The sequence below is a fragment of the Streptomyces sp. AC627_RSS907 genome, from assembly GCF_019049165.1.
Genome location: NZ_JAGMUE010000026.1, coordinates 69,222 through 89,352, shown reverse-complemented (window position 1 = coordinate 89,352; position 20,131 = coordinate 69,222). Strand labels below are relative to the sequence as shown.

Genomic DNA, 20,131 nt, shown 5'->3' with positions numbered 1-20,131 from the left:
CCCCCAGGTACGCGCCCCCGGCCACCAGCCGGACATCGCCAACGGCCCGCCCTGCCCCTGGTGCTCCACCCCCAACCGCCCCGACCGCCACTACTGCGCGCGCTGCGCGATGCCCCTGGCCCAGACCCGCGACCACACCGACGGCCCCGCCCCCTGGTGGCGCCGCCTCTTCGGCGGCCGGCGCCGCGAAACCCCCTGGGCCGGCGACCGCCCCCGCCTGCGCCGCGTCTTCGACCGCATCGGCACCTGGATCACCCTCGCCGTCGTCGCCACCCTGGCCGTCCTCGGCTTCGTCTACATCCCCGACGGCGTCCAGAACACCCGCGACCACTTCGCCAAGCGCGCCCCGGTCTCACCGGACGCCATCACCGCGTCCCGCTCCTTCCCCGGTCACAAGCCGGAGCTCCTCATCGACAAGCTGAGCAACACCTGGTGGGGTCCGGGCGTCGCGGAGTCTGGCCAGGGCCAGTGGATCGAGGTCAGCTTCACCGAGCCGACCCGCCTGCTGGACCTGATCATCACCCCGGGCGTCTCCACCAAGCCCGACAAGCTCAACGAGTCGGCGCTGCCGCACCGTGTGAAGGCGACGATCACGTTGAAGGACGGCAAGACCACGACCCGCGACCTCACCCTGGACCAGGGCGCCGGCGGCCAGCGCCGCCCCTTCCGCGTCGGCGAGGTCACCAAGGTCCGCTTCACCATCGAGTCCGCCCACGCGGCCTCCGCGCGGAAGCAGGTGGCCATCGCGGAGATCGAGTTCTTCGGCCCGTCCAGCGCGAACCGCACCTGACCTCAACGGGAAAACCCAACGGCCCCCTGGCTTTCGAAAGCCAGGGGGCCGTTTCACCTTGAGCCCCCTGTCGGATTCGAACCGACGACCTACGCATTACAAGTGCGGTGCTCTGGCCATCTGAGCTAAGGAGGCATCGCGCACAACAACGCCGTACGCGCGGGCGGCTCCACTGTACACAGCCCGCGTTTCCCTGATCCACGAACTTCCCCACCCTCTCGCCACCACGACCGTCCGTAACCATCCGTGCATCCGTTCGTTGATAGCTCTGACGTGCGTTCGGAAGATCAGATCCTCGGGGAGGGAGACCCATGGGAGGGCCGGCGGGAAAGCCGAAAGCGGTGGAGGGCGAGGAAGCCGCGCACATCAAGCGCGAGACTCTCGGCATCGGCGACCGCCGCAAGCACCACACCCGCGAGGCGACCGCGCTGAAGGGCCACGTCAAGAAGCCGGACACGCACCACCGCGTCTACCGCTTCCGCTTCTACCCGACCGAGGAGCAGGCGCGGCAGTTGCAGCGGACCTTCGGCGCCTGTCGGTGGGTCTACAACGAGGGGCTGGCCCTGCGGTCGGGGGCGTGGGAGCGGCACCGGGTGAACGTGGGTTTCGCGGAGACGTGCCGGGCGCTGACGGGCTGGAAGCGGGCCGAGGAGACGGCATGGTTGAAGGAGGTGTCGTCGACGGTCCTGCAGCAGTCCCTGCGCCACCTGGACCAGGCGTTCGGCCGGTTCTTCAAGGGGAAGGCGAAGTATCCGAGGCGGAAGAGGAAGGGCCGGTCGCGGGACACGGCGACCTACGTGCGGACGGGCTTCACGTGGGTGGAGGACCGTGACCGGCCGGGCACGGGGCTGGTCACGCTCGCGAAGCAGTCCGGGGCGTTGGACATTCGCTGGTCACGGGCGCTGCCTGCCGGGGCGGTCCCGGTGCGTCTGTCGGTGACGCGGGATCGGGCCGGGCGGTTTTTCGTGTCGACGTTGGTGGAGGAGCGCATGGTGCCGCTTCCCGCCGCGCTCGTGTCCGGGTCGCAGGAGCCGAGGGCGACGGCTCTCGATCTGGGGCTGGCTTCGCTCGTCACGCTGGACGACGGGACGAAGGTCGATCATCCGAGGCTGTTGAAGCGGTATGCGGAGAAGCTGGCGCGGTTGCAGCGTGAGCTGCACCGGAAGGTGAGGGGGTCGAGGAACCGGAACAAGGTCAGGCAGAAGATCGCTCGCCTCTACGCGCTGATCACGGACGTGCGCAGAAACATGCTGGACCAGCTGACGACCCGCCTCGTGCGCGAGAACCAAGTGCTTGTGGTGGAGGACCTGTCGGTGGCGACGTTGGTGCGTAGCGCTCGGGGGATCGGCCGGAGGCGGAAGGCGAAGCTGAACCAGGCGATCCGTGATGCCTCGTGGGGTGAGCTGCTGCGCCAGTTGCGTTACAAGTGCGAGTGGTACGGGCGGACGCTGGTGATCGTCGACCGCTTCTTCCCCTCGACCCGACGCTGCTCGGCGTGCCACCGCAGAGGGCCGAAGCTGGACGTCTCGGTCCGGGAGTGGACGTGTGCCGAGTGCGGTGTGCTCCACGACCGGGATGTGAACGCCGCCGTGAACCTTCGAAACGAGGGGATGCGTCTGTACTGGCTGGTGGCGACCGCTCTGCCGCCGGGGAGGAAGACACCGACGGTGATCAAGGCGTCCGAGCTGGAGGAATGCCTCCCGGCCGTGTAGCAGCGGCTGGTGCGGTACGGACCGACGGGCCGTCGGCCGGAATGCCTGTGGAGTCCGTGTAAGACCGGTCGGGCGCAGCTCGTGAGGGCAGCGTGTGGACGGCCGTGGGCGATGAAGCAGGAATCTCGAGCGAGGCCGAACGGCCTTGCTCGAAACAGGCCACAAGGGCCTTGCTCTGCCCCTCGGAGCGGCAACAGCCAGAATTCCGCCGAAGTTCACAGCCCCGCAGGTACTGACAGATCAGGTGAACGCCAGGTACCGTCCTGATCCAGTTCACCCGCGTGGGCTACACCACCACCTTCCTACAACGGATCGTCCGGCACGTTCCTGCCGGTAGAAGGGGGCCTTCACCATGGCCACTGTTACGTTCGACAAGGCGACCCGGATCTACCCGGGCTCCACGAAGCCCGCCGTCGACGGTCTCGACATCGACATCGCGGACGGCGAGTTCCTCGTCCTGGTCGGCCCGTCCGGTTGCGGCAAGTCCACCTCGCTCCGCATGCTCGCGGGGCTCGAGGACGTGAACGGCGGTGCCATCCGCATCGGTGACCGCGACGTCACGCACCTGCCGCCGAAGGACCGGGACATCGCCATGGTGTTCCAGAACTACGCGCTGTACCCGCACATGACGGTCGCCGACAACATGGGCTTCGCCCTCAAGATCGCGGGCGTCAACAAGACGGAGATCCGGCAGAAGGTCGAGGAGGCCGCGAAGATCCTCGACCTGACCGAGTACCTGGACCGCAAGCCGAAGGCCCTCTCCGGTGGTCAGCGTCAGCGTGTGGCGATGGGCCGTGCGATCGTGCGTGAGCCGCAGGTGTTCCTCATGGACGAGCCGCTGTCCAACCTGGACGCCAAGCTCCGGGTCTCCACCCGTACGCAGATCGCCTCGCTCCAGCGCCGTCTCGGCATCACCACCGTCTACGTCACCCACGACCAGGTCGAGGCCATGACGATGGGCGACCGGGTGGCGGTGCTCAAGGACGGTCTGCTCCAGCAGGTCGACTCGCCGCGCAACATGTACGACAAGCCCGCGAACCTCTTCGTCGCCGGCTTCATCGGCTCGCCGGCCATGAACCTGGTCGAGGTCCCGATCACCGACGGCGGTGTGAAGTTCGGCAACAGCGTCGTCCCGGTCAGCCGGGACGCCCTGAAGGCCGCCTCCGACAAGGGCGACCGCACGGTCACCGTCGGTGTGCGCCCCGAGCACTTCGACGTGGTCGAGCTGGACGGCGGGGTGTCCAAGTCCCTCTCCAAGGACTCGGAGGACGCCCCGGCGGGCCTCGCGGTCTCGGTGAACGTCGTGGAGGAGACCGGCGCCGACGGCTACATCTACGGCACGGTCGAGGTCGGCGGCGAGACGAAGGACCTCGTGGTCCGGGTCAGCAGCCGTTCGGTGCCGGAGAAGGGCGCGACCGTCCACGTCGTGCCGCGGCCGGGCGAGAGCCACGTCTTCTCGTCCTCCACGGGCGAGCGCCTCTCCGACTGACGCCTCGGCCCGGCGCCTCGGCGCCGGGAAACCGGGTCACCGGGAAACCACACGGCCGGGTGATTTCACCCGCGTTGACGAAAAGAGCCCCGCAGCCTGCTGCGGGGCTCTTCCCGTTGTCGACAAATATCCCGGCACGGCGGACGTTTCGAGCAGTGTGCGTCAACCCTCTACCCATTTCGGGACCCTTCCCCATCCCCCGAACCGGTGACTAAATGTCGCCAAATCATTACCGGGCGCTACCCTCACTCGCGTGAAGCACTCCGTGAAGCACTCCACCACCCGACAGACGCGACGCGGCCGGGGCCCCGCCCACCGGATCGGCCGTTCTCTCGCCTTCGTCCTGCCCGTCGTCCTGGTGCTCTCCGGGACCCTCGCGGTCACCCGGGTCAACTGGTCGGGGGATCCCTCGGACTCGGTGCTCGCCGCGTCGGAGACCTCCTCCCACGCCTCCTCACGGGCCGCCGCCCGCGCTCCGCACGAGGTGCTGCGCGACCGGCTGCTGACCGAGCTGCAGGAGGAGGACCCGGGCGTGGCCCTGACCCACCTCCAGCAGGCCGTCGACGAGCACCCCTCGCTGGCCGGGCACTGCGCGTCCATCGCCCGCACCCTGGGCCGCGCCGCGGTGAAGGTGTACGGCCCGACGCGTGCCCAGGCGTACGCGCGTCCCGTCTGCGACACCGCCTTCGCCTCGGGTGTCCTGGCCGCGCGCGGCTGAGGGCCCGGGGCCCTTCGGGGGCTGGTGGGGCGCCGCGTACAGTTCGGGCATGACCGATCCGAACGCCGCGTCCCGCCGCCCCGTTCAAGCCGTCGTCCTGGCCGGCGGACAGGGTTCCCGGCTGCGTCCCTACACCGACGACCGGCCCAAGCCGATGGTCGAGATCCCGGGCACGGGCACTCCGATCATCGGCCATCAGCTCGCCTGGCTCGCCGAGGAGGGCGTGACGGACGTCGTGGTCTCCTGCGGTCATCTGGCCGAGGTGCTGCAGAAGTGGCTGGAGACCGCCGATCTGCCGCTCTCCGTCACCACCGTCGTCGAGACCGAGCCCCTCGGCCGCGGTGGCGGCCTGAAGTACGCCGCCGCGCACCTCCCGCACCCGGACCGGCCCTGGTACGCCACGAACGGCGACATCTGGACGCGTTTCTCGCTGCGCGACATGGCCGACTTCCACGCCGAGCGGGGCGCGGTCGCGACGCTCGCCCTGGCCCGTCCGCGGCTGCCGTGGGGTGCCGTGCAGACGGACGGCTTCGGTCACATCACCGACTTCATCGAGGCGCCGCCGTCGACCTTCGAGATCAACGCCGGTGTGTACGTCTTCTCGCCCGCCTTCGCCGTGATGCTCCCGGAGCGCGGTGACCACGAGCGGACCACGTTCCCGGGGCTGGCCCGTGAGCGCCGGCTGGCCGGGTTCCCGATCCCGCAGGGGTCCTACTGGCGGGCGATCGACACCGCGAAGGACCTGACGGAGGCGGCACGGGAGCTGGCTGCCCCGGGCGGCCGCTGAGGCCTCCGGCCGCGCGTCCGCCGCGCCAGGCCCCGCACGTCGCGCCGAAGGGCCCCGCACGTCGTCGTTCGTGCGGGGCCCTTCGGCGTAGGTATCGCGGTGCGGGCCGGTCGGGCCGGGGTCGGCGCGGGGCCTCGACGGCATGGTCCGAACGGCAGGTCCTAGCCCAGGAGGCCTCCCACGAGGCGGCTGCCCGGCTGTCCGGTGGAGGGGGAACCGCCGCCGTCCTCGCTGCCGCTTCCGGTGCCGCCGGTCGAGGTGCTGCCGCCGCCGGTCGTGCTGCCGCCGGAGGTCGGTCCCGCCGTGGTGCTGGGGGCCTGGCCGGCCGGGGAGGTCTGCTGCTGCGGCGGTGCCTGGCCCCCGGTGCCCTGGGTCTGGCTGGGGGTGCCGGCGGTGGTGGCGCCGCCGCTGTCGCTGGTCGCGCCGGGGGTCGTCGCGGTGTCCGCGGAGGGGGTGGCGGTGCCGCCGGTGGTGCCCTGGGTGGGTGAGGCGGAGGCCTCGGGGGTCTTCGGTTTGCGGGTTCCGGGCTCCTGGGGGAGCGGGGAGCCCGGCAGTTCGTTGCGCGGCGCCTCGCCGGGTCCGGGGACGACCACGCGGCCGGAGTCCCGGACGGCGCCGCCGAGCAGCGAGCCGACGAGGAGGGTGATGCCGGTGACGAGGAAGGTGATGAGGGCGCCGCGGCGCAGGACGTAGCGGCGCAGGTCCCAGATGCGGGAGTGGGGGCCGAGCCGGCGCCAGGCGTTGCCGGCGAGCCGGCCGTCCACGGAGTAGACGGGGGCGCCGGCGATGATCAGCGGGGACCAGGCGGCGAGGTAGATGATGTCGGGCGCGTCGTAGGCGGGGACGCTCTGCCAGCTGACGGTGACGAGGAGGGCGGCGGACAGGCCCGCGCCGATGCCGGCGGCGACGCGCTGCCAGCAGCCCAGGACGGTCAGGACGCCCACGATCACCTGGAGGAAGGCGATGACGAGTCCGGCGCCCACGGGGTGGGTGAGGGCGAACTGGCGCAGTGGCTCGGCGATGTCCCAGGGATGCAGGGTGTTGAGCCACTTGACCATGGAGCCGCGTTCGCCGCCGTCGAAGTAGACGGGGTCGCAGAGCTTGCCCATGCCGGCGTAGACGGAGATGGAGCCGAGGAAGACGCGCAACGGGAGCAGCACGACGCCGAGGTTCATGCGGCGGCCGGGGAAGTAGGCGTGCCGGGCGGGGTCTTCGGCGTGGCGTCTGGTGCGCGGTGCGGTGCCGTCGGTGGTGTCGTCGTAGTCGTAGTCGTAGTCGTCGTGCGCGGGGTCGGTGGCGGTGGTGTCGAAGTCGCCGCCGGTGTGGGCGGGTTCGTCGTACGCGCTGCCGACGGTGCGCATGGCGGGCAGCAGTCGGGTCCCCTCGGGGGCGGAGCCGCGTTGGGCGCCGACGAAGGGGGTTTGGAGGGTGTCGGAGCCGTCGTCGTACCCGCCGTGTCCCGGGTCGCTCCCGTCGTCGCCGACCCGGGGGATGACCTGGGTGGTTCCGGCGTCGGCCGGTGCGTCGGCGGCCGGGTTCTCGACGTGGCGGCCGGCTCCGGCCCGCACCGCCTGGAGCAGCCGGTGGGCGCCGGTGTCGTCCGGGTCGGACCGGCCGCTCCAGATCACGGCGCGGCGGCGGGCGGGAGCCGGGACGCCGGTGCCCGCGGCGGGCATGCGGGTGGTGTTCTGGGTGGCGATCAAGTGCCGCGCGATCCGCGGGGATCGGGTGCGCCGCGCGGAGGCACCGAGCTGCACGCGGAAGCTCGCGTGATTGACGATGACCTGGGCCGGATCGCTCGGCACCTTCACCATGCTCAGCGCGGGAGCGTCGTCGATTCCCGACGAGCGGTCCCCCGTGGGTGTGCGGGGTGTTCTGGTGTCCACGCTCATCTAACCGAGTGATGTGTCGTTAGGACACTGCCTTGACCGCCCGGATCTGTCCGGACCGCGTCAAGCGTGGCCGGCCCGCGCGGAACGCCCCGCCCGGGGGACCGCACCGAACACCCGTCCCCCTGGTCGCTCCGTCACCGCGCCACCGCCCACAGCCCGGCCCGGCACCGGCACCGGCACCGGCACCGGCACCGGCACCAGCGACGAGCGCCCCGGCCCCCGGGCGCCGGAAGCCGCGCAACCTCCCCCGCACGCCTCCACCGCCCCGCAGCCGGCCGGCGGAGCCCGCCGCGCCGCCTGCCGTCAGGCGCGCCGCCGGGCCGCCTCGTACAGCACGATCCCGGCCGCGACACCGGCGTTGAGCGACTCGGCCCCGCCGGGCATCGGGATCCGCACCCGGAAGTCGCAGGTCTCGCCGACCAGTCGCGACAGCCCCTTGCCCTCGCTGCCGACCACGATGGCCACCGGGCCCTCCAGGGCCTCCAGTTCGCCGAGTTCGACCTCGCCGTCGGCGGCGAGGCCCACGACCACGATCCCGGCCTTCTGGTAGGCCTCCAGGGCACGCGTGAGGTTGGTGGCGCGGGCCACCGGCGTACGGGCGGCCGTGCCGGCGGACGTCTTCCACGCGCCCGCCGTCATGCCGGCCGCGCGCCGCTCGGGCACGACGACGCCGTGGCCGCCGAAGGCGGAGACGGAGCGGACGACGGCACCGAGGTTGCGCGGGTCGGTGACGCCGTCGAGGGCGACGATCAGCGGGTCCGCGCCCTCGTCGTGGGCGGCGGCGACCAGGTCCTCGGGGTGCGCGTACTCGTACGGCGGGACCTGGAGGACGAGCCCCTGGTGGTTGAGCCCGTTGGTCATCCGGTCCAGCTCGGGACGCGGCGCCTCCATCAGGTTGATGCCGCCGCGCTCTGCCGCGAGCTGGAGCGCCTCGCGCACCCGCTCGTCGTTGTCGATGAACTGCTGGACGTAGAGCGTCGAGGCGGGAACGCCCTCGCGCAGCGCCTCGTAGACGGGGTTGCGGCCGACGACGAGCTCGGACGTCGAGCGGCCGCCCCCGCGCCGCTGCTGCGGGCGTCCCGTGGCGCGGCGCGCCTTGGCGTTGGCGGCGCGCTGTTTGGCGTGCCCCTTGCGCATCTCGGCGGGGGGTGTCGGCCCCTTGCCTTCCAGGCCCCGGCGTCGCTTGCCGCCGCTGCCGACCTGCGCGCCCTTCTTGCCGGACATGCGGCGGTTGTTCGCGGCCATGAGTTACCTGTCTCCGCTCTCTACGGGAGTGTGCGTACTGTCCGCGTCCTGCGCGGTGTGTCGTGCGGTGTCTTATGCAGTGTGCCGCCCGGGAGGCCGGGCGGCACAGTCGATCTTCGGGATCGAGCTTCGGTGACCGGGCGGGTCAGCGGGAGCCGAGGCTCCAGCGGGGCCCCTGGGGGCTGTCCTCGATGACGAGCCCGGACTCCTTCAGCTGGTCGCGGATGGCGTCCGCGGTGCTCCAGTCCTTCCGCGCCCGCGCGGCCTCCCGCTGGTCCAGGACCAGGCGTACGAGGCTGTCGACGACGTGCCGCAGGTCCTCGCCCTGCTCCTGTTCCCCGGCCCACCGCGGGGCCAGCGGGTCCAGGCCGAGCACGCCGAGCATGGCGCGGACCTCGGCGAGGCGGGCGACGGCGGCCTCCTTGTCGTCGGCGGCCAGCGCGCTGTTGCCCTGCCGGACGGTGGTGTGCACGACGGCGAGCGCCTGGGGGACGCCCAGGTCGTCGTCCATCGCCTCGGCGAAGGCGGGCGGCACCTCGGCGGCGGGCTCGACCGTGCCGCCGGCCAGTTCGGTGACGCGCTGCGCGAAGCCCTCGATCCGCGCGAACGCCGACTCGGCCTCGCGCAGGGACTCCTCGCTGTACTCGATGGTGGAGCGGTAGTGGGGTGTGCCCAGGTAGTACCGGAGCACGACCGGACGCCACTGCTTGACCATCTCGCTCACGAGCACGCTGTTGCCGAGCGACTTGGACATCTTCTCGCCGCTCATGGTGACCCAGGCGTTGTGCACCCAGTACCGGGCGAAGGCGTCGCCGAAGCCGCGGGCCTGGGCGATCTCGTTCTCGTGGTGCGGGAAGATCAGGTCGATCCCGCCGCCGTGGATGTCGAACTCGGTGCCCAGGTACTTGTGCGCCATGGCGGAGCACTCCAGGTGCCAGCCGGGGCGGCCCCGCCCCCACGGCGTCTCCCAGCTCGGCTCCCCGGGCTTGGCCGCCTTCCACATGGCGAAGTCCCGCGGGTCCCGCTTGCCGGTCTCGCCCTCGCCGGAGGGCTGGCGCAGCTCGTCGAGGTCCTGGTTGGAGAGCGACAGGTATCCGGGCAGGGACCGCACGTCGAAGTAGACGTTGCCCTCGGCCTCGTAGGCGTGCCCGCGCTCGATGAGGCCGCGCATCATCTCGACCATCTCGGTGATGTGGCCGGTGGCGCGCGGTTCGTACGTCGGCGGCAGGCAGCCGAGGGCGTCGTAGGCGTCGTTGAACGCCCGCTCGTTCTCGTACCCGATGGACCACCAGGGGCGGTTCTGCTGCTCCGCCTTTCCGATGATCTTGTCGTCGATGTCGGTGACGTTGCGGATGAACGTGACGTCGTAGCCGCGGTACGCGAACCAGCGGCGCATGATGTCGAAGTTCAGCCCCGACCGGATGTGTCCGATGTGCGGGGCCGCCTGCACGGTGGCGCCACACAGGTAGATCGAGACACACCCGGGCGTGAGGGGGGCGAAGTCACGGATCTGCCGGGCGCTGGTGTCGTACAGGCGAATAGTCACGAGTCCAGGGTAGTGGGCATCGGGCAGTGCGAAGGGCGTACGTGCCCGCTTTTGCCCGACCGAGTCCGGGGGATGTCGCGAGTCCCTTCCGCTGCCGTCCGGTTGAGGCGGGCCGTCGACGTGCCCGGCCGCGCCGGGCGGGGGCGGGAACAGGCCAACTCCGGGGCCGGGACCCCGGCGGGACGCGGGCGGCGGACCCGGTGGCGGGCAGCGGACGCGAGGCGCGGAGGCGGGACGCGGACGCGAGGCGCGGACGCAGGACGCAGGACGCAAGGCGCGGACGCAGGACGCAGGACGCAAGGCGCGGAGGCAGGACGCAAGGCGCGGAGGCAGGACGCGGGACGCAGGACGCGGAGGCAGGGCGCGGGGCGCGGGACGCGGGCGCGGGCGCGGGCAAGTCTCGCACCGTCCTCACCCCCCCCGCCCGGACGTCACGCCACCCGGACCACCAGCGCCGTGGCCACCGCCATCAGCCCCTCCCCCCGCCCGGGGAAGCCCAGTCCGTCCGTCGTCGCACCGGACACCGACACCGGCGCTCCCACCGCCTCCGACAGCACCTGCTGCGCCTCGTCCCGGCGCTTGCCGATCTTCGGCCGTGGCCCGACCACCTGCACCGCGACGTTCCCGATCCGGAACCCCGCCGCCCGCACGATCCGTGCCGCCTCGGTCAGGAGGGTCACCCCCGACGCCCCGGACCACTCCGGCCGTCCGGTGCCGAAGTGCTGCCCCAGGTCACCGATCCCGGCCGCGGAGAACAGCGCGTTGCACGCCGCGTGCGCGACGACGTCCGCGTCGGAGTGACCGGCCAGGCCGGCACCCTCGTCCGCCCACTTCAGTCCGGCGCACCACAGCTCACGCCCGTCCTCGAAGGCGTGGACGTCGGTGCCGATCCCGACCTGCGGGAGCAGGGGGAGCCCGTCCGTCTCAGAAGCCATCGTTCAGCCTCCTGCGGGCCAGGACGGCCTCGGCGAGCACCAGGTCCAGAGGCCGCGTCACCTTGAACGCCTCCTCGTGCCCCGGCACGACCACCACCGTCAGTCCGAGCTGCTCGACCATGCTCGCGTCGTCGGTGACGTCGCCGGCCACCGTCTCGTGGGCGCGCACCAGCGTGGCCCGGTCGAAGCCCTGGGGTGTCTGCACGGCGCGCAGCCGCGCCCGTTCCGGCGTGGCCACCACGGGTTCCGGCTCGCCCGGCGCGGCGGCCGGCTCGACCTGCTTGACGGTGTCGGCGAGCGGCAGGGCCGGCACGACGGCGGGCGCGCCCTCGCGCACGGCCTCGATCACGGCGTCCACCGTGTCCACCGGGACGAGGGGCCGGGCCGCGTCGTGGACGAGGACGATGTCGTAGTCGGCCGGCAGCACGTCCAGGCCGAGTCGTACGGATTCCTGGCGCGACTCGCCGCCGGGGACGACGAGGAAGTCCGTCCGCTCGGGCAGCGCGTGGGCGTCGAGCAGGCCCTTGACCTCGGCGGCGCCGTCGGGCGGGGCGACGACGACGACGAGGGAGACGGCGCGGGAGGCGGCCATCGCGCGGAGCGCGTGGATGAGCATGGGCGTGCCGCCCAGGGGGCGCAGGGCCTTGGGCGCGCCCGGCCCGAGGCGCACGCCGCGGCCGGCGGCCGGAATGACGGCCGCGGTCCGGGCGTTCGTACGGGCCTCGGCGGAGGTCCTTGCGGGCGAGGGACGCGATTGGTCAGACATCGGTTCCTGTCAGGTTTGTGTGCTCGACCTAGTTGGGTATGGCCTCACCGTGCCGGGCGCGACGCCTTGACCGGACCCTTCCGTGACCCCGGTGGAGCCTGCTGCCCGGGCCCGGCACGCCAGTACCGGGGAAGGGCCTTCCCGGATCAGCCTACGGAGGCGGGCGGCGCCCCGGTGCGAGGTTCCGGGTACGAACATGCCGCAGCGCCCGGCGACAGCAAGGATGTCATCGGGCACCGCGGCATTTCAGTGCGCTGAACCGAACGGGCGGCGGGCTGCGCCTCGCCTCAGGAGGCGAGCACCTCGTCGAGCAGGGCCTCCGCCTTGTCCTCGTTGGTGTTCTCCGCGAGAGCCAGCTCGCTCACCAGGATCTGGCGGGCCTTGGCGAGCATGCGCTTCTCACCGGCGGAGAGTCCGCGCTCGCGCTCCCGGCGCCACAGGTCGCGTACGACTTCCGCGACCTTGATGACGTCGCCGGAGGCGAGCTTCTCCAGGTTTGCCTTGTAACGACGCGACCAGTTCGTGGGCTCCTCGGCGTACGGCGCGCGCAGCACCTCGAAGACCCGGTCCAGCCCGTCCTGACCGACCACATCACGCACGCCGACGAACTCCGCATTGTCCGCTGGCACACGTACCGTCAGGTCACCCTGGGCGACCTTCAGCACCAAGTAGGTCTTGTCCACGCCTTTGATCTGGCGAGTTTCGATAGCCTCGATCAGCGCGGCCCCGTGATGGGGATAGACCACGGTGTCGCCAACCTTGAACGTCATGTGACAGGTACCCCTTCCGTGGCTATCCAGGGTAACACGGATACGGCGTCTTCTGAATGGCGTTTTCGCAGGTCAGGGCATATCTCGGGGCTTGACAACAGCAACAGGAACGTGCTGCGCGGAGCGAGTGGAAGAAGGTATTCGCAGGTCGGAGCGGCTCTCCAGGCCGGGTGAAACACGCACGTCACACACAAGCGGAGGCCCTCCCACCTGCCCGAAGATCCCCATATGTCCGGTTGCGGCCGTGCGACTTCCGCTACTCCGTTCGGTGACCTGGGCGGGCTTCCGGACGAATCCCGGAATTGATCACGGGGCCGTCCGGGCCGGCCCGCCGGTGATCAATTTCCTGGTCGTCCGCGCATTCCTTCACGGAAATTTCGCGCGCCGGTGGTCGGCCGGTATCGCGGGGCTTCTTATCCGAATGGCCGACGAACGCGCGCGCCGCAAAGCGACTCGGAGCGACTCGGGACGGGAGCCCCCGCAACGTCCGCCGGAACCCCGCGCGGCGGGCCCCCGCCCCCGCCCGTCCGGCCTCCCGCGGCCCCGGACTACCGCCTGCCGGGCGAAGCCGGGCCTCTTCGGGGAGGGTCGGGTGCGGCGGCCCGGGAACGGCTCGGTAGCCTGAAGCCGCTGACAGACACTTAGGGCGGCTTTATCCGTGGCCGCCACCCCGCTCGAGTCCAAGGAGTTGCCGCCGCCGTGAGCAGCAGCCTTCGACGTGGCGGCCTCGCCGCCGTCGCCATCGCGTTCTCGATCGCCTCGCTCGCCGCGTGCGGCGCCGGCAACAACGCCCAGACGCTGGAGATCAAGCCGGACAACGCTGCGACGGCCGTCGGCGACATCCAGATCCAGAACGCGGTCGTCATCACGCAGTCCGACCTGGAGTCGACCGGCCCGGCCGTGGTCGCCGCGACCCTGTTCAACAACGGCGAGACCGACCAGAAGCTCGAGTCCATCACCGTGGCCGGCACCGACAAGTCCGCCGAGCTGAAGCCCGCCAAGGGCGGGAAGGGCGGCGGCCTGACCGTCCCGGCCGGCGGTTCCCTGGTCATCGGCGGCAAGGACAACGCCTCCGCCGTCCTGCCCAGCAGCCGCGAGGCCGTCAAGGACGGCAACGCGCAGGAGATCACCTTCACCTTCAGCAAGACCGGTGACGTGAGCCTGCGCGCGTTCGTCGTCCCCGCCGAGAGCTACTACTCCGAGTGGGGCCCGGCCGACGTCCCGGGGGCGTCCGGCGCGTCGGCGAAGCCGTCGCAGGGGGCCTCCGGTGAGCCGGCCGACGGCCAGGCCTCCGGCGCCCCGGCCGACGGCTCCTCGGGCTCCGGCAGCTCCGGTTCCTCCACGGACGAGACCGGCACGCACGAGAACGGCGCGGAGAGCGGCACGGAGAGCGGTACGGACGAGTCCGGCACGCACGAGTCCGGCACCGGATCGGACACGGGCGACTCCACCGGCGAGGCCGGCGCCGGGCACTGAGCCCCGTACCGCGGCACACGCCGCGGACCGCAGGTGTACGGCGAAGGGCGGGACCTCCTCCACGGAGGTCCCGCCCTTCGCCGTACGGCACGGGCGCCGGAGCGCCGGCCGGTCTACGGCTCGAACTTGTAGCCGAGCCCCCGCACCGTCACCAGGTACCGCGGCGCGCCCGGGTCGGGCTCGATCTTGGCGCGCAGCCGCTTGACGTGGACGTCGAGGGTCTTGGTGTCACCGACGTAGTCGGCACCCCACACCCGGTCGATCAGCTGCATGCGGGTCAGCACGCGGCCGGCGTTGCGCAGCAGCATCTCCAGCAGGTCGAACTCCTTCAGCGGCAGGTCGATCTTGGTGCCGCCGACGGTCACGACGTGCCGGTCGACGTCCATGCGGACGGGGCCGGCCTCCAGCGCGGCGGGGGCGACCTCCTCCGGCTCGCCGCGGCGGCGCAGTACGGCACGGATGCGGGCGACCAGCTCGCGGGAGGAGAAGGGCTTGGTGACGTAGTCGTCGGCCCCTATCTCCAGCCCGACGACCTTGTCGATCTCGCTGTCCTTGGCCGTCACCATGATCACGGGGACGTTGGAGCGGCCGCGCAGCTGACGGCAGACCTCGGTGCCCGGCAGGCCGGGCAGCATCAGGTCGAGCAGCACGAGGTCGGCGCCGTTGCGCTCGAACTCGTCGAGGCCGTCGGGGCCGGTGGTCGCGACGGCGACCTCGAAGCCCTCCTTGCGGAGCATGTACGACAGGACGTCGGAGAAGGACTCCTCGTCCTCGACGACGAGCACACGGGTCACGGAAGGACCTCCGGGGCGGGAAGCGTTTCGTACGGGGATGTACGGGGGGATGAGGGGGACCGCTCGGGCTCGGCGTTGAGCCCGGCGCGGGCGGGCCGCTGCTGTGCGCGGTCACGGGACATGCCCGACTCCGGCAGTCGCAGGGTGAAAGTGGAGCCCTGGCCTTCGGCGCTCCACACCGTGACCTCCCCGCCGTGCGAGGCGACCACGTGCTTGACGATCGCGAGACCCAGACCGGTGCCTCCGGTGGCCCGGGAGCGGGCCGGGTCGACGCGGTAGAAGCGCTCGAAGACGCGCTCCCTGTCCTTCTCGGAGATGCCGATGCCCTGGTCGGTCACGGCGATCTCGATCAGGTCGCCGCCGGGCGCACTGACGCGGCGGGCGGCGATGCCGACGCGGGTGCGGGCGGGCGAGTAGTTGACGGCGTTCTCGACGAGGTTGCCGAGAGCGGCGGCGAGCTGGCCGCGGTTGCCGCGCACGTGCAGGTCCGCCGTGCCGCCGGCGGCCATGGTGATCTGCTTGGTGCCGGCCGCGTGCCGGCAGCGGTCGATGGCCTCGGCGACCAGTTCGTCCACCCGGACGGGCTCGGCGTCGTCGAGCGGATCGTCGTTCTGCACCCGGGACAGGTCGATGAGCTCCTGCACGAGGTTGGTGAGCCGGGTCGCCTCGATCTGCATGCGCCCGGCGAACCGCTCCACCGCCTCGGGGTCGTCCGAGGCGTCCATGACGGCCTCGGACAGCAGGGAGAGCGCGCCGACCGGCGTCTTCAGCTCGTGGCTCACGTTGGCGACGAAGTCGCGCCGTACGGCCTCGATGCGACGGGCCTCGGTGAGGTCCTCGACGAGCAGGAGCACGAGCCGGGAGCCGAGGGGGGCGACGCGCGCGGACACGGCGAGTGCCTCGCCACGTCCGTTCCCCCTCCTCGGGAGGTCCAGTTCGACCTGCCGTATCTCCCCGTCCCGCCGGGTGTCCCGGGCCATCTGGAGCATGGGCTCCACGGCGAGCTTTCCGCCCCGGACCAGACCGAGGGCGTACGCCGCCGAGCTGGCCTTGACCACCGCGTCGGCCTCGTCGAGGACGACGGCGGAGGACCGCAGCACCGACAGGACGGTGTCCACGCCGGGCGGGAGCACCGGGTCGGTGTGCAGGGAGGTGCGGGTGGGCCTCTTCTGGTCGCGCTCGCTCCAGCGGAACGCCAGCATGGCGATGACGCCGGTGAGTACTCCGGCGATCGCTGCCGCTGCGGCGACCGCCGCGTTCACGTCCATGCGTCCAGGTTAGGCATGGCGAACGGCCACACCCCAGCCATCGGTGTGCGACCTCGAACACTCGTCGCCCAGAGTTCACCTTGGAGCCAGGGACGGTTCACGTGCGGTGCCGGAAACGGACGCGTGCGGGCCCGAACGTGTAAGCGTGGGGGCACGGCGAGGGGTGCGAGCCATGCGAGCCCCCTAAACAGACGTACGAGAGGGAATCCTGATGCGGGACGCGTACCACGAGGAACTGGATTCGATCGGTGACGGTCTGGTGGAGATGGCCCGGCTGGTCGGGTCGGCGATCGGGCGCGCCACGACCGCCATCCTCGACTCCGACCTGAAGCTGGCCGAGAACGTGATCGAGGCCGACCAGAAGGTCGACGAGCTCCACCACGACCTGGAGGCCAGGGCGATAGCCCTGCTGGCCCGGCAGCAGCCGGTGGCGACGGACCTGCGCATCGTCGTCACCTCGCTGCGGATGTCGGCCGACCTGGAGCGTTCGGGCGACCTGGCCCAGCACGTGGCCAAGCTGGCCCGGCTGCGCTACCCGGAGCGTGCGGTGCCGCACGACCTGCACGCCACCATCCTGGAGATGGGCCAGCTCGCGCAGCGCCTGATGGCGAAGGCGGCCGAGGTGATCATCACCAAGGACGTCGACCTGGCCCTCCAGCTGGAGCAGGACGACGACGAGATGGACCTCCTGCACCGCACCCTCTTCCAGCACCTGATGGACGACCGCTGGAAGCACGGCATCGAGACGGCCGTGGACGTCACCCTCCTCGGCCGCTACTACGAGCGCTACGCCGACCACGCCGTCGCGGTCGCCAAGCGGGTGGTGTACCTGGTCACCGGCGAGCACGCGGACGACCTCCAGGCGGACATCCAGCCGGCGACGCAGGTCGAGGGGGCCTGACCCGCACCCGGGCGTGCGGAACGGGCCGAGGGGGCGCGCGCGGGCGCCCCAGTGCGCCGTTGATGCGACCACGACCGCGGGCTTCCAATGGACACAGGCACCAGCCCCCAGGAGGAACCCATGGCCGATTCCCCCAGCACCGAGCCCGACCCCGCACAGGAACGACGGACCGAGCAGCCCACCGAGATCCGCAGCCTGCCCCTGATCGCCGCGTGCGGTTGCGGTTCGGGCTGCGGCTGCGGCTGCCAGTCGGGCAATCCCTGCCAGTGCTGACGCGGCAGGGGCAGCGGTAGCGGCACCGTTGGGCGGTGGTACGGCGGCCGGGTTCGCCCCGGCCGCCGTACGCGCGCACCCTGGAGGAAAGACCCCGAAGCCCGAAGGGGGTGCGAGGCCATGGCTCACTTCATGGACGTGCACCACGGAATGCACGGCGTCACGTCGGACCAGCTCCAGAAGGCCCACCAGGCGGACCTGGCCCTGGAGAAGGACGAGGGCGTCCACTTCGAACACGCGTGGGCGGACCCGGAGTCCGGCACGGTCTACTGCCTCTCCGAGGCCCCGTCGGCCGACGCGGTCCAGCGCGTCCACGAACGCGCGGGCCACCGGGCGGACGAGATCCACGAGGTCCCGCTCTCGGTGTGAGCTTCCCCGGGAGCCCTCCGGTACAAGCCCCATAGGTGTCGTGTCGTTCGACTTGAGTACGGGTACTCAGGCCGCGGGTCGTCCTCGCGTCCGACCCTGGAGGCAGAACGACGACCCGTGGGGAGACCGAGTCCGATGAACACCAGCCCGATACGCACCCTCGCCCGCCTGACCTTCACCAACCGCGCCTCGGCGGTCTACCTCGCCCTGGTCGGCGGTGCGATGGCCGTCGCCGTGGCGGAGCCGCTGTTCACGACCGCCCCGGACGCCTCCCTCATCTGGGTCTGGCCGGCCCTGTTCACCTTCCCGGCCTTCGGCTTCGTCGCATGGCTCGGCGAGGCGGGCTGGGGCGGCGACGCCCCGGCGTGGTTCTTCGTCGGCGGCATCGTGCTCTCGGCACTGGTCCAGTCCCTGGCGCTGGGCACGGCCTGGCGCGCGCTGCGGGGTCACCGGCAGGGGGTCACCGCGGCGGGCTGAGCGGTCACGCGCGGCCGGGGAGCCCGGCCCGCCGGGCCGCGCGACCGCGCGAGGAGGGCTCAGGGGACGATGACCCGGCGTCCGCGCGTGTGACCGGCGCGGCTGTCGACGTGCGCCGCCGCGGCCTCGGCGAGCGTGTACGACTTCTCCACCGGGATGTGGAGCTTGCCCTGCGAGATGAGGCGGGCGGCCTCGGCGAGCGCGTCCGGCACGCTGCCGGCCACACCGGAGAACCGGACACCCAGGTCCGGCGCACCGAGATCGGCGATGGAGATCACCTTTCGCGGATCCCCGGTCAGCTCGATGAGCTCGCGGAGCACACCCGAGCCGGCCAGGTCGAGCGCCGCGTCGACCCGGCCGAGCCGCCGCACCCGCTCGACCCAGCCCTCGCCGTACGTCGTGGCGAGGGCACCCAGGCCGCGCAGGTAGTCCTGGTTCGCGGCCCCGGCCGTGCCGATCACCGCGATGCCGCGCTCGCGGGCGATCTGCAGCACCGCCGACCCGACTCCCCCGGACGCGCCGCTGACCAGCAGCGTCTGCCCGGGTCGCACACCGACCTCGTCGATGACGCGCAGCGCGGTCTCCACCACGGAGGGGTACCCGGCCGCCTCTTCGAACGTCAGCCCCTCGGGCATACGGGCCCAGGCCGACAGCACGGCGAACTCGGCGTAGGTGTCGGCCCCTTCACCGAACACGCGATCACCGACCGCGACCCCTCCCACGCCCTCACCGACCTCGTCCACCACACCGGCGGCGTCCAGCCCGACCCCGGCGGGCAACTCGACCGGATGGGCCCCCAGGACCTGGCCCTCACGGATCCTCCAGTCGACGGGGTTCACACCCGCCGCCCGCACGGCGATACGTACCTGGCCGGGGCCCGCGTGGGGCTCCTCGGCGTCTATGAGGCGCAGGACGTCGGGACCGCCGAACTCGGCGAAGCTCACTTTCTTCATGCCGGCGACCGTAGCACTAACCGTTAGCTTTTCAGAACGGTTTCGGTTTCGCATCTGATAGCTTTCGAGCATGCCCGTGCCGACCGGACGCCGAGAGCGCAAGAAGGCCGCGACCCGCCAGAAGATCGCCGACGCCGCCCTGCGGCTCTTCCTGGACCGCGGGTACGACGCGGTGGGCATCCGCGACGTGGCCGCCGAGGCCGACGTGGCCGTCACGACGCTCTTCTCCCACTTCGCCTCGAAAGAGGCCCTGGTGTTCGAGCAGGACGCGGACTTCGAGCAGCGCCTCACCCAGGCGGTCACCGGCCGGGCCGCGCACGAGCCGCTCATCCCCGCACTGCGCCACGAGATCCACGCCCTCGTCCGCCACTGCACGGCGGACGGCGCCGCCCCGATCCGGCGCATGATCGAGGAGACACCCGCCCTGCGGAAGTACGAGGAGTCGATGAGGCTCCGCCACGCGGAGACGCTGGCCGCGGCCATCGCCGCCGACCTCGGCCTGCCACCGGCCACAACGGCCTGCCGCACGATCGCGAGGTTCGCGATCGACGCCTACACGCTGGCCCGCGAGGCGACCGACCCGCAGGCCGCGGTCGACGAGATCTTCCGGATGATCGAGGCGGCCTGGGAGGCCGCCGCCCCTTCCCGACTCGCTTGAGGGACCGCCCCTCCCTGCGGGACCCGGGCAGGATGGGACCGACCCGGGAATGAGGATGCTGTTGGCGACTCCGCCCAGGGGTCGCCCGGCACACCCCGGGGCCGTGAGTTGGACAGCCCCGGGATCAAAATGCCGCGCGACCAACCGACCAACCGCCCAGCCGACCAACGCAGACTCGCCACCAGGTCGGCCGCGTTGCTGTGGGCGACTGCCTCGTGCGGTTGAGACAGGAGCGCAGACCTGGCCGGGAGCCGGGGCCGCGCGCGGTGAGTGGAGTGAGCCGTCTTGACCCCGTGACGAGGGTTGTAACTC

Annotated in this window: 19 protein-coding genes, 1 tRNA gene and 1 pseudogene; 11 read left to right on the top strand and 10 right to left on the bottom strand. The window is 71.8% G+C overall.

Annotated elements, in window-relative coordinates; genetic code table 11:
- Positions 1–790: pseudogene (locus KUM32_RS07565) on the top strand (zinc ribbon domain-containing protein); the annotation flags it as partial.
- Positions 791–851: 61 nt separating this feature from the next.
- Here the strand turns inward: KUM32_RS07565 and KUM32_RS07560 are convergent.
- Positions 852–925: transfer RNA gene (locus KUM32_RS07560), tRNA-Thr, on the bottom strand.
- Between the two features lie 176 nt (positions 926–1,101).
- Between KUM32_RS07560 and KUM32_RS07555 the strand changes: the two genes are divergently transcribed.
- The 4 genes from KUM32_RS07555 to KUM32_RS07540 all read left to right on the top strand — a co-directional run bounded on the left by KUM32_RS07555 (position 1,102) and on the right by KUM32_RS07540 (position 5,496).
- Positions 1,102–2,502: an RNA-guided endonuclease TnpB family protein gene (locus KUM32_RS07555; protein WP_217141015.1), complete on the top strand. Its 1,401-nt coding sequence runs from the start codon at positions 1,102–1,104 to the stop codon at positions 2,500–2,502.
- Positions 2,503–2,854: 352 nt separating this feature from the next.
- Positions 2,855–3,991 (top strand): diacetylchitobiose ABC transporter ATP-binding protein MsiK, encoded by a 1,137-nt coding sequence (msiK, locus tag KUM32_RS07550; RefSeq protein ID WP_217141014.1) that lies wholly within the window; start codon positions 2,855–2,857, stop codon positions 3,989–3,991.
- Positions 3,992–4,256: 265 nt separating this feature from the next.
- Positions 4,257–4,709 carry a hypothetical protein gene (locus KUM32_RS07545; RefSeq protein WP_217141019.1) on the top strand — a complete coding sequence of 151 codons (453 nt, stop codon included), beginning with the start codon at positions 4,257–4,259 and terminating at the stop codon, positions 4,707–4,709.
- A 49-nt stretch (positions 4,710–4,758) separates the two neighbouring features.
- Positions 4,759–5,496, top strand: coding sequence for a nucleotidyltransferase family protein (locus tag KUM32_RS07540; protein WP_217141013.1), 738 nt, complete (start codon positions 4,759–4,761; stop codon positions 5,494–5,496).
- Between the two features lie 161 nt (positions 5,497–5,657).
- Here KUM32_RS07540 and KUM32_RS07535 read toward each other — a convergent pair whose 3' ends face one another.
- The 6 genes from KUM32_RS07535 to KUM32_RS07510 all read right to left on the bottom strand — a co-directional run bounded on the left by KUM32_RS07535 (position 5,658) and on the right by KUM32_RS07510 (position 12,650).
- The gene (locus KUM32_RS07535; RefSeq protein ID WP_217141012.1) at positions 5,658–7,388 is read right to left on the bottom strand and encodes a DoxX family protein; all 1,731 of its coding nucleotides are present in this window, start codon (positions 7,386–7,388) and stop codon (positions 5,658–5,660) included.
- A gap of 303 nt (positions 7,389–7,691) precedes the next feature.
- A complete protein-coding gene (gene rlmB, locus KUM32_RS07530) occupies positions 7,692–8,633 on the bottom strand; it encodes a 23S rRNA (guanosine(2251)-2'-O)-methyltransferase RlmB (RefSeq protein ID WP_217141011.1) in 942 nt (313 codons plus the stop codon).
- Positions 8,634–8,778: 145 nt separating this feature from the next.
- The gene (cysS, locus tag KUM32_RS07525; RefSeq protein ID WP_217141010.1) at positions 8,779–10,179 is read right to left on the bottom strand and encodes a cysteine--tRNA ligase; all 1,401 of its coding nucleotides are present in this window, start codon (positions 10,177–10,179) and stop codon (positions 8,779–8,781) included.
- A gap of 431 nt (positions 10,180–10,610) precedes the next feature.
- Positions 10,611–11,114, bottom strand: coding sequence for a 2-C-methyl-D-erythritol 2,4-cyclodiphosphate synthase (ispF, locus tag KUM32_RS07520; RefSeq protein WP_217141009.1), 504 nt, complete (start codon positions 11,112–11,114; stop codon positions 10,611–10,613).
- Positions 11,104–11,880 (bottom strand): 2-C-methyl-D-erythritol 4-phosphate cytidylyltransferase, encoded by a 777-nt coding sequence (gene ispD, locus KUM32_RS07515; RefSeq protein ID WP_217141008.1) that lies wholly within the window; start codon positions 11,878–11,880, stop codon positions 11,104–11,106. Before ispD ends, ispF begins: the two co-directional genes overlap by 11 nt.
- 287 nt (positions 11,881–12,167) lie before the next feature.
- Positions 12,168–12,650, bottom strand: coding sequence for a CarD family transcriptional regulator (locus tag KUM32_RS07510; protein ID WP_003953493.1), 483 nt, complete (start codon positions 12,648–12,650; stop codon positions 12,168–12,170).
- Between the two features lie 699 nt (positions 12,651–13,349).
- Between KUM32_RS07510 and KUM32_RS07505 the strand changes: the two genes are divergently transcribed.
- Positions 13,350–14,126 carry a DUF461 domain-containing protein gene (locus KUM32_RS07505; RefSeq protein ID WP_217141007.1) on the top strand — a complete coding sequence of 259 codons (777 nt, stop codon included), beginning with the start codon at positions 13,350–13,352 and terminating at the stop codon, positions 14,124–14,126.
- A 113-nt stretch (positions 14,127–14,239) separates the two neighbouring features.
- On the opposite strand, the gene KUM32_RS07500 is transcribed toward KUM32_RS07505, so the two are convergent.
- Together KUM32_RS07500 and KUM32_RS07495 are read right to left on the bottom strand one after the other, a co-directional pair.
- Positions 14,240–14,920, bottom strand: a complete 681-nt coding sequence (locus KUM32_RS07500; RefSeq protein ID WP_217141006.1) for a response regulator transcription factor — start codon at positions 14,918–14,920, stop codon at positions 14,240–14,242.
- A complete protein-coding gene (locus KUM32_RS07495) occupies positions 14,917–16,188 on the bottom strand; it encodes a cell wall metabolism sensor histidine kinase WalK (RefSeq protein WP_217141005.1) in 1,272 nt (423 codons plus the stop codon). The genes KUM32_RS07500 and KUM32_RS07495 overlap by 4 nt, the downstream gene beginning before the upstream one ends.
- A gap of 211 nt (positions 16,189–16,399) precedes the next feature.
- Here KUM32_RS07495 and phoU point away from each other — a divergent pair, with 211 nt between their 5' ends.
- The 4 genes from phoU (at position 16,400) to KUM32_RS07475 (ending at position 18,208) form a co-directional block, all read left to right on the top strand.
- Positions 16,400–17,089 carry a phosphate signaling complex protein PhoU gene (gene phoU, locus KUM32_RS07490; protein WP_217141004.1) on the top strand — a complete coding sequence of 230 codons (690 nt, stop codon included), beginning with the start codon at positions 16,400–16,402 and terminating at the stop codon, positions 17,087–17,089.
- Between the two features lie 120 nt (positions 17,090–17,209).
- Positions 17,210–17,362, top strand: coding sequence for a hypothetical protein (locus KUM32_RS07485; protein WP_217141003.1), 153 nt, complete (start codon positions 17,210–17,212; stop codon positions 17,360–17,362).
- A gap of 120 nt (positions 17,363–17,482) precedes the next feature.
- Positions 17,483–17,731, top strand: a complete 249-nt coding sequence (locus KUM32_RS07480; RefSeq protein ID WP_217141002.1) for an SCO4226 family nickel-binding protein — start codon at positions 17,483–17,485, stop codon at positions 17,729–17,731.
- Between the two features lie 135 nt (positions 17,732–17,866).
- Positions 17,867–18,208: an SCO4225 family membrane protein gene (locus KUM32_RS07475; protein ID WP_217141001.1), complete on the top strand. Its 342-nt coding sequence runs from the start codon at positions 17,867–17,869 to the stop codon at positions 18,206–18,208.
- A gap of 59 nt (positions 18,209–18,267) precedes the next feature.
- On the opposite strand, the gene KUM32_RS07470 is transcribed toward KUM32_RS07475, so the two are convergent.
- Complete coding sequence (locus KUM32_RS07470; protein ID WP_217141000.1) at positions 18,268–19,161, bottom strand: NADP-dependent oxidoreductase; 894 nt, start codon at positions 19,159–19,161, stop codon at positions 18,268–18,270.
- Between the two features lie 70 nt (positions 19,162–19,231).
- On the opposite strand from KUM32_RS07470, the gene KUM32_RS07465 reads away from it, so the two are divergent.
- On the top strand, positions 19,232–19,819 hold the full coding sequence (locus KUM32_RS07465) for a TetR/AcrR family transcriptional regulator (RefSeq protein ID WP_217140999.1): 588 nt from the start codon (positions 19,232–19,234) through the stop codon (positions 19,817–19,819).
- Positions 19,820–20,131: the final 312 nt, after the last annotated feature.

Coding starts and splice junctions, on each gene's coding strand:
- KUM32_RS07495 (WP_217141005.1), bottom strand. CDS start 16,188: ATGGACGTGAACGCGGCGGTCGCCGCAGCGGCAGCGATCGCCGGAGTA.
- ispD (WP_217141008.1), bottom strand. CDS start 11,880: ATGTCTGACCAATCGCGTCCCTCGCCCGCAAGGACCTCCGCCGAGGCC.
- KUM32_RS07480 (WP_217141002.1), top strand. CDS start 17,483: ATGGCTCACTTCATGGACGTGCACCACGGAATGCACGGCGTCACGTCG.
- KUM32_RS07485 (WP_217141003.1), top strand. CDS start 17,210: ATGGCCGATTCCCCCAGCACCGAGCCCGACCCCGCACAGGAACGACGG.
- KUM32_RS07510 (WP_003953493.1), bottom strand. CDS start 12,650: ATGACGTTCAAGGTTGGCGACACCGTGGTCTATCCCCATCACGGGGCC.
- KUM32_RS07470 (WP_217141000.1), bottom strand. CDS start 19,161: ATGAAGAAAGTGAGCTTCGCCGAGTTCGGCGGTCCCGACGTCCTGCGC.
- KUM32_RS07535 (WP_217141012.1), bottom strand. CDS start 7,388: ATGAGCGTGGACACCAGAACACCCCGCACACCCACGGGGGACCGCTCG.
- ispF (WP_217141009.1), bottom strand. CDS start 11,114: ATGGCTTCTGAGACGGACGGGCTCCCCCTGCTCCCGCAGGTCGGGATC.
- KUM32_RS07540 (WP_217141013.1), top strand. CDS start 4,759: ATGACCGATCCGAACGCCGCGTCCCGCCGCCCCGTTCAAGCCGTCGTC.
- phoU (WP_217141004.1), top strand. CDS start 16,400: ATGCGGGACGCGTACCACGAGGAACTGGATTCGATCGGTGACGGTCTG.
- KUM32_RS07555 (WP_217141015.1), top strand. CDS start 1,102: ATGGGAGGGCCGGCGGGAAAGCCGAAAGCGGTGGAGGGCGAGGAAGCC.
- msiK (WP_217141014.1), top strand. CDS start 2,855: ATGGCCACTGTTACGTTCGACAAGGCGACCCGGATCTACCCGGGCTCC.
- KUM32_RS07465 (WP_217140999.1), top strand. CDS start 19,232: ATGCCCGTGCCGACCGGACGCCGAGAGCGCAAGAAGGCCGCGACCCGC.
- rlmB (WP_217141011.1), bottom strand. CDS start 8,633: ATGGCCGCGAACAACCGCCGCATGTCCGGCAAGAAGGGCGCGCAGGTC.
- KUM32_RS07475 (WP_217141001.1), top strand. CDS start 17,867: ATGAACACCAGCCCGATACGCACCCTCGCCCGCCTGACCTTCACCAAC.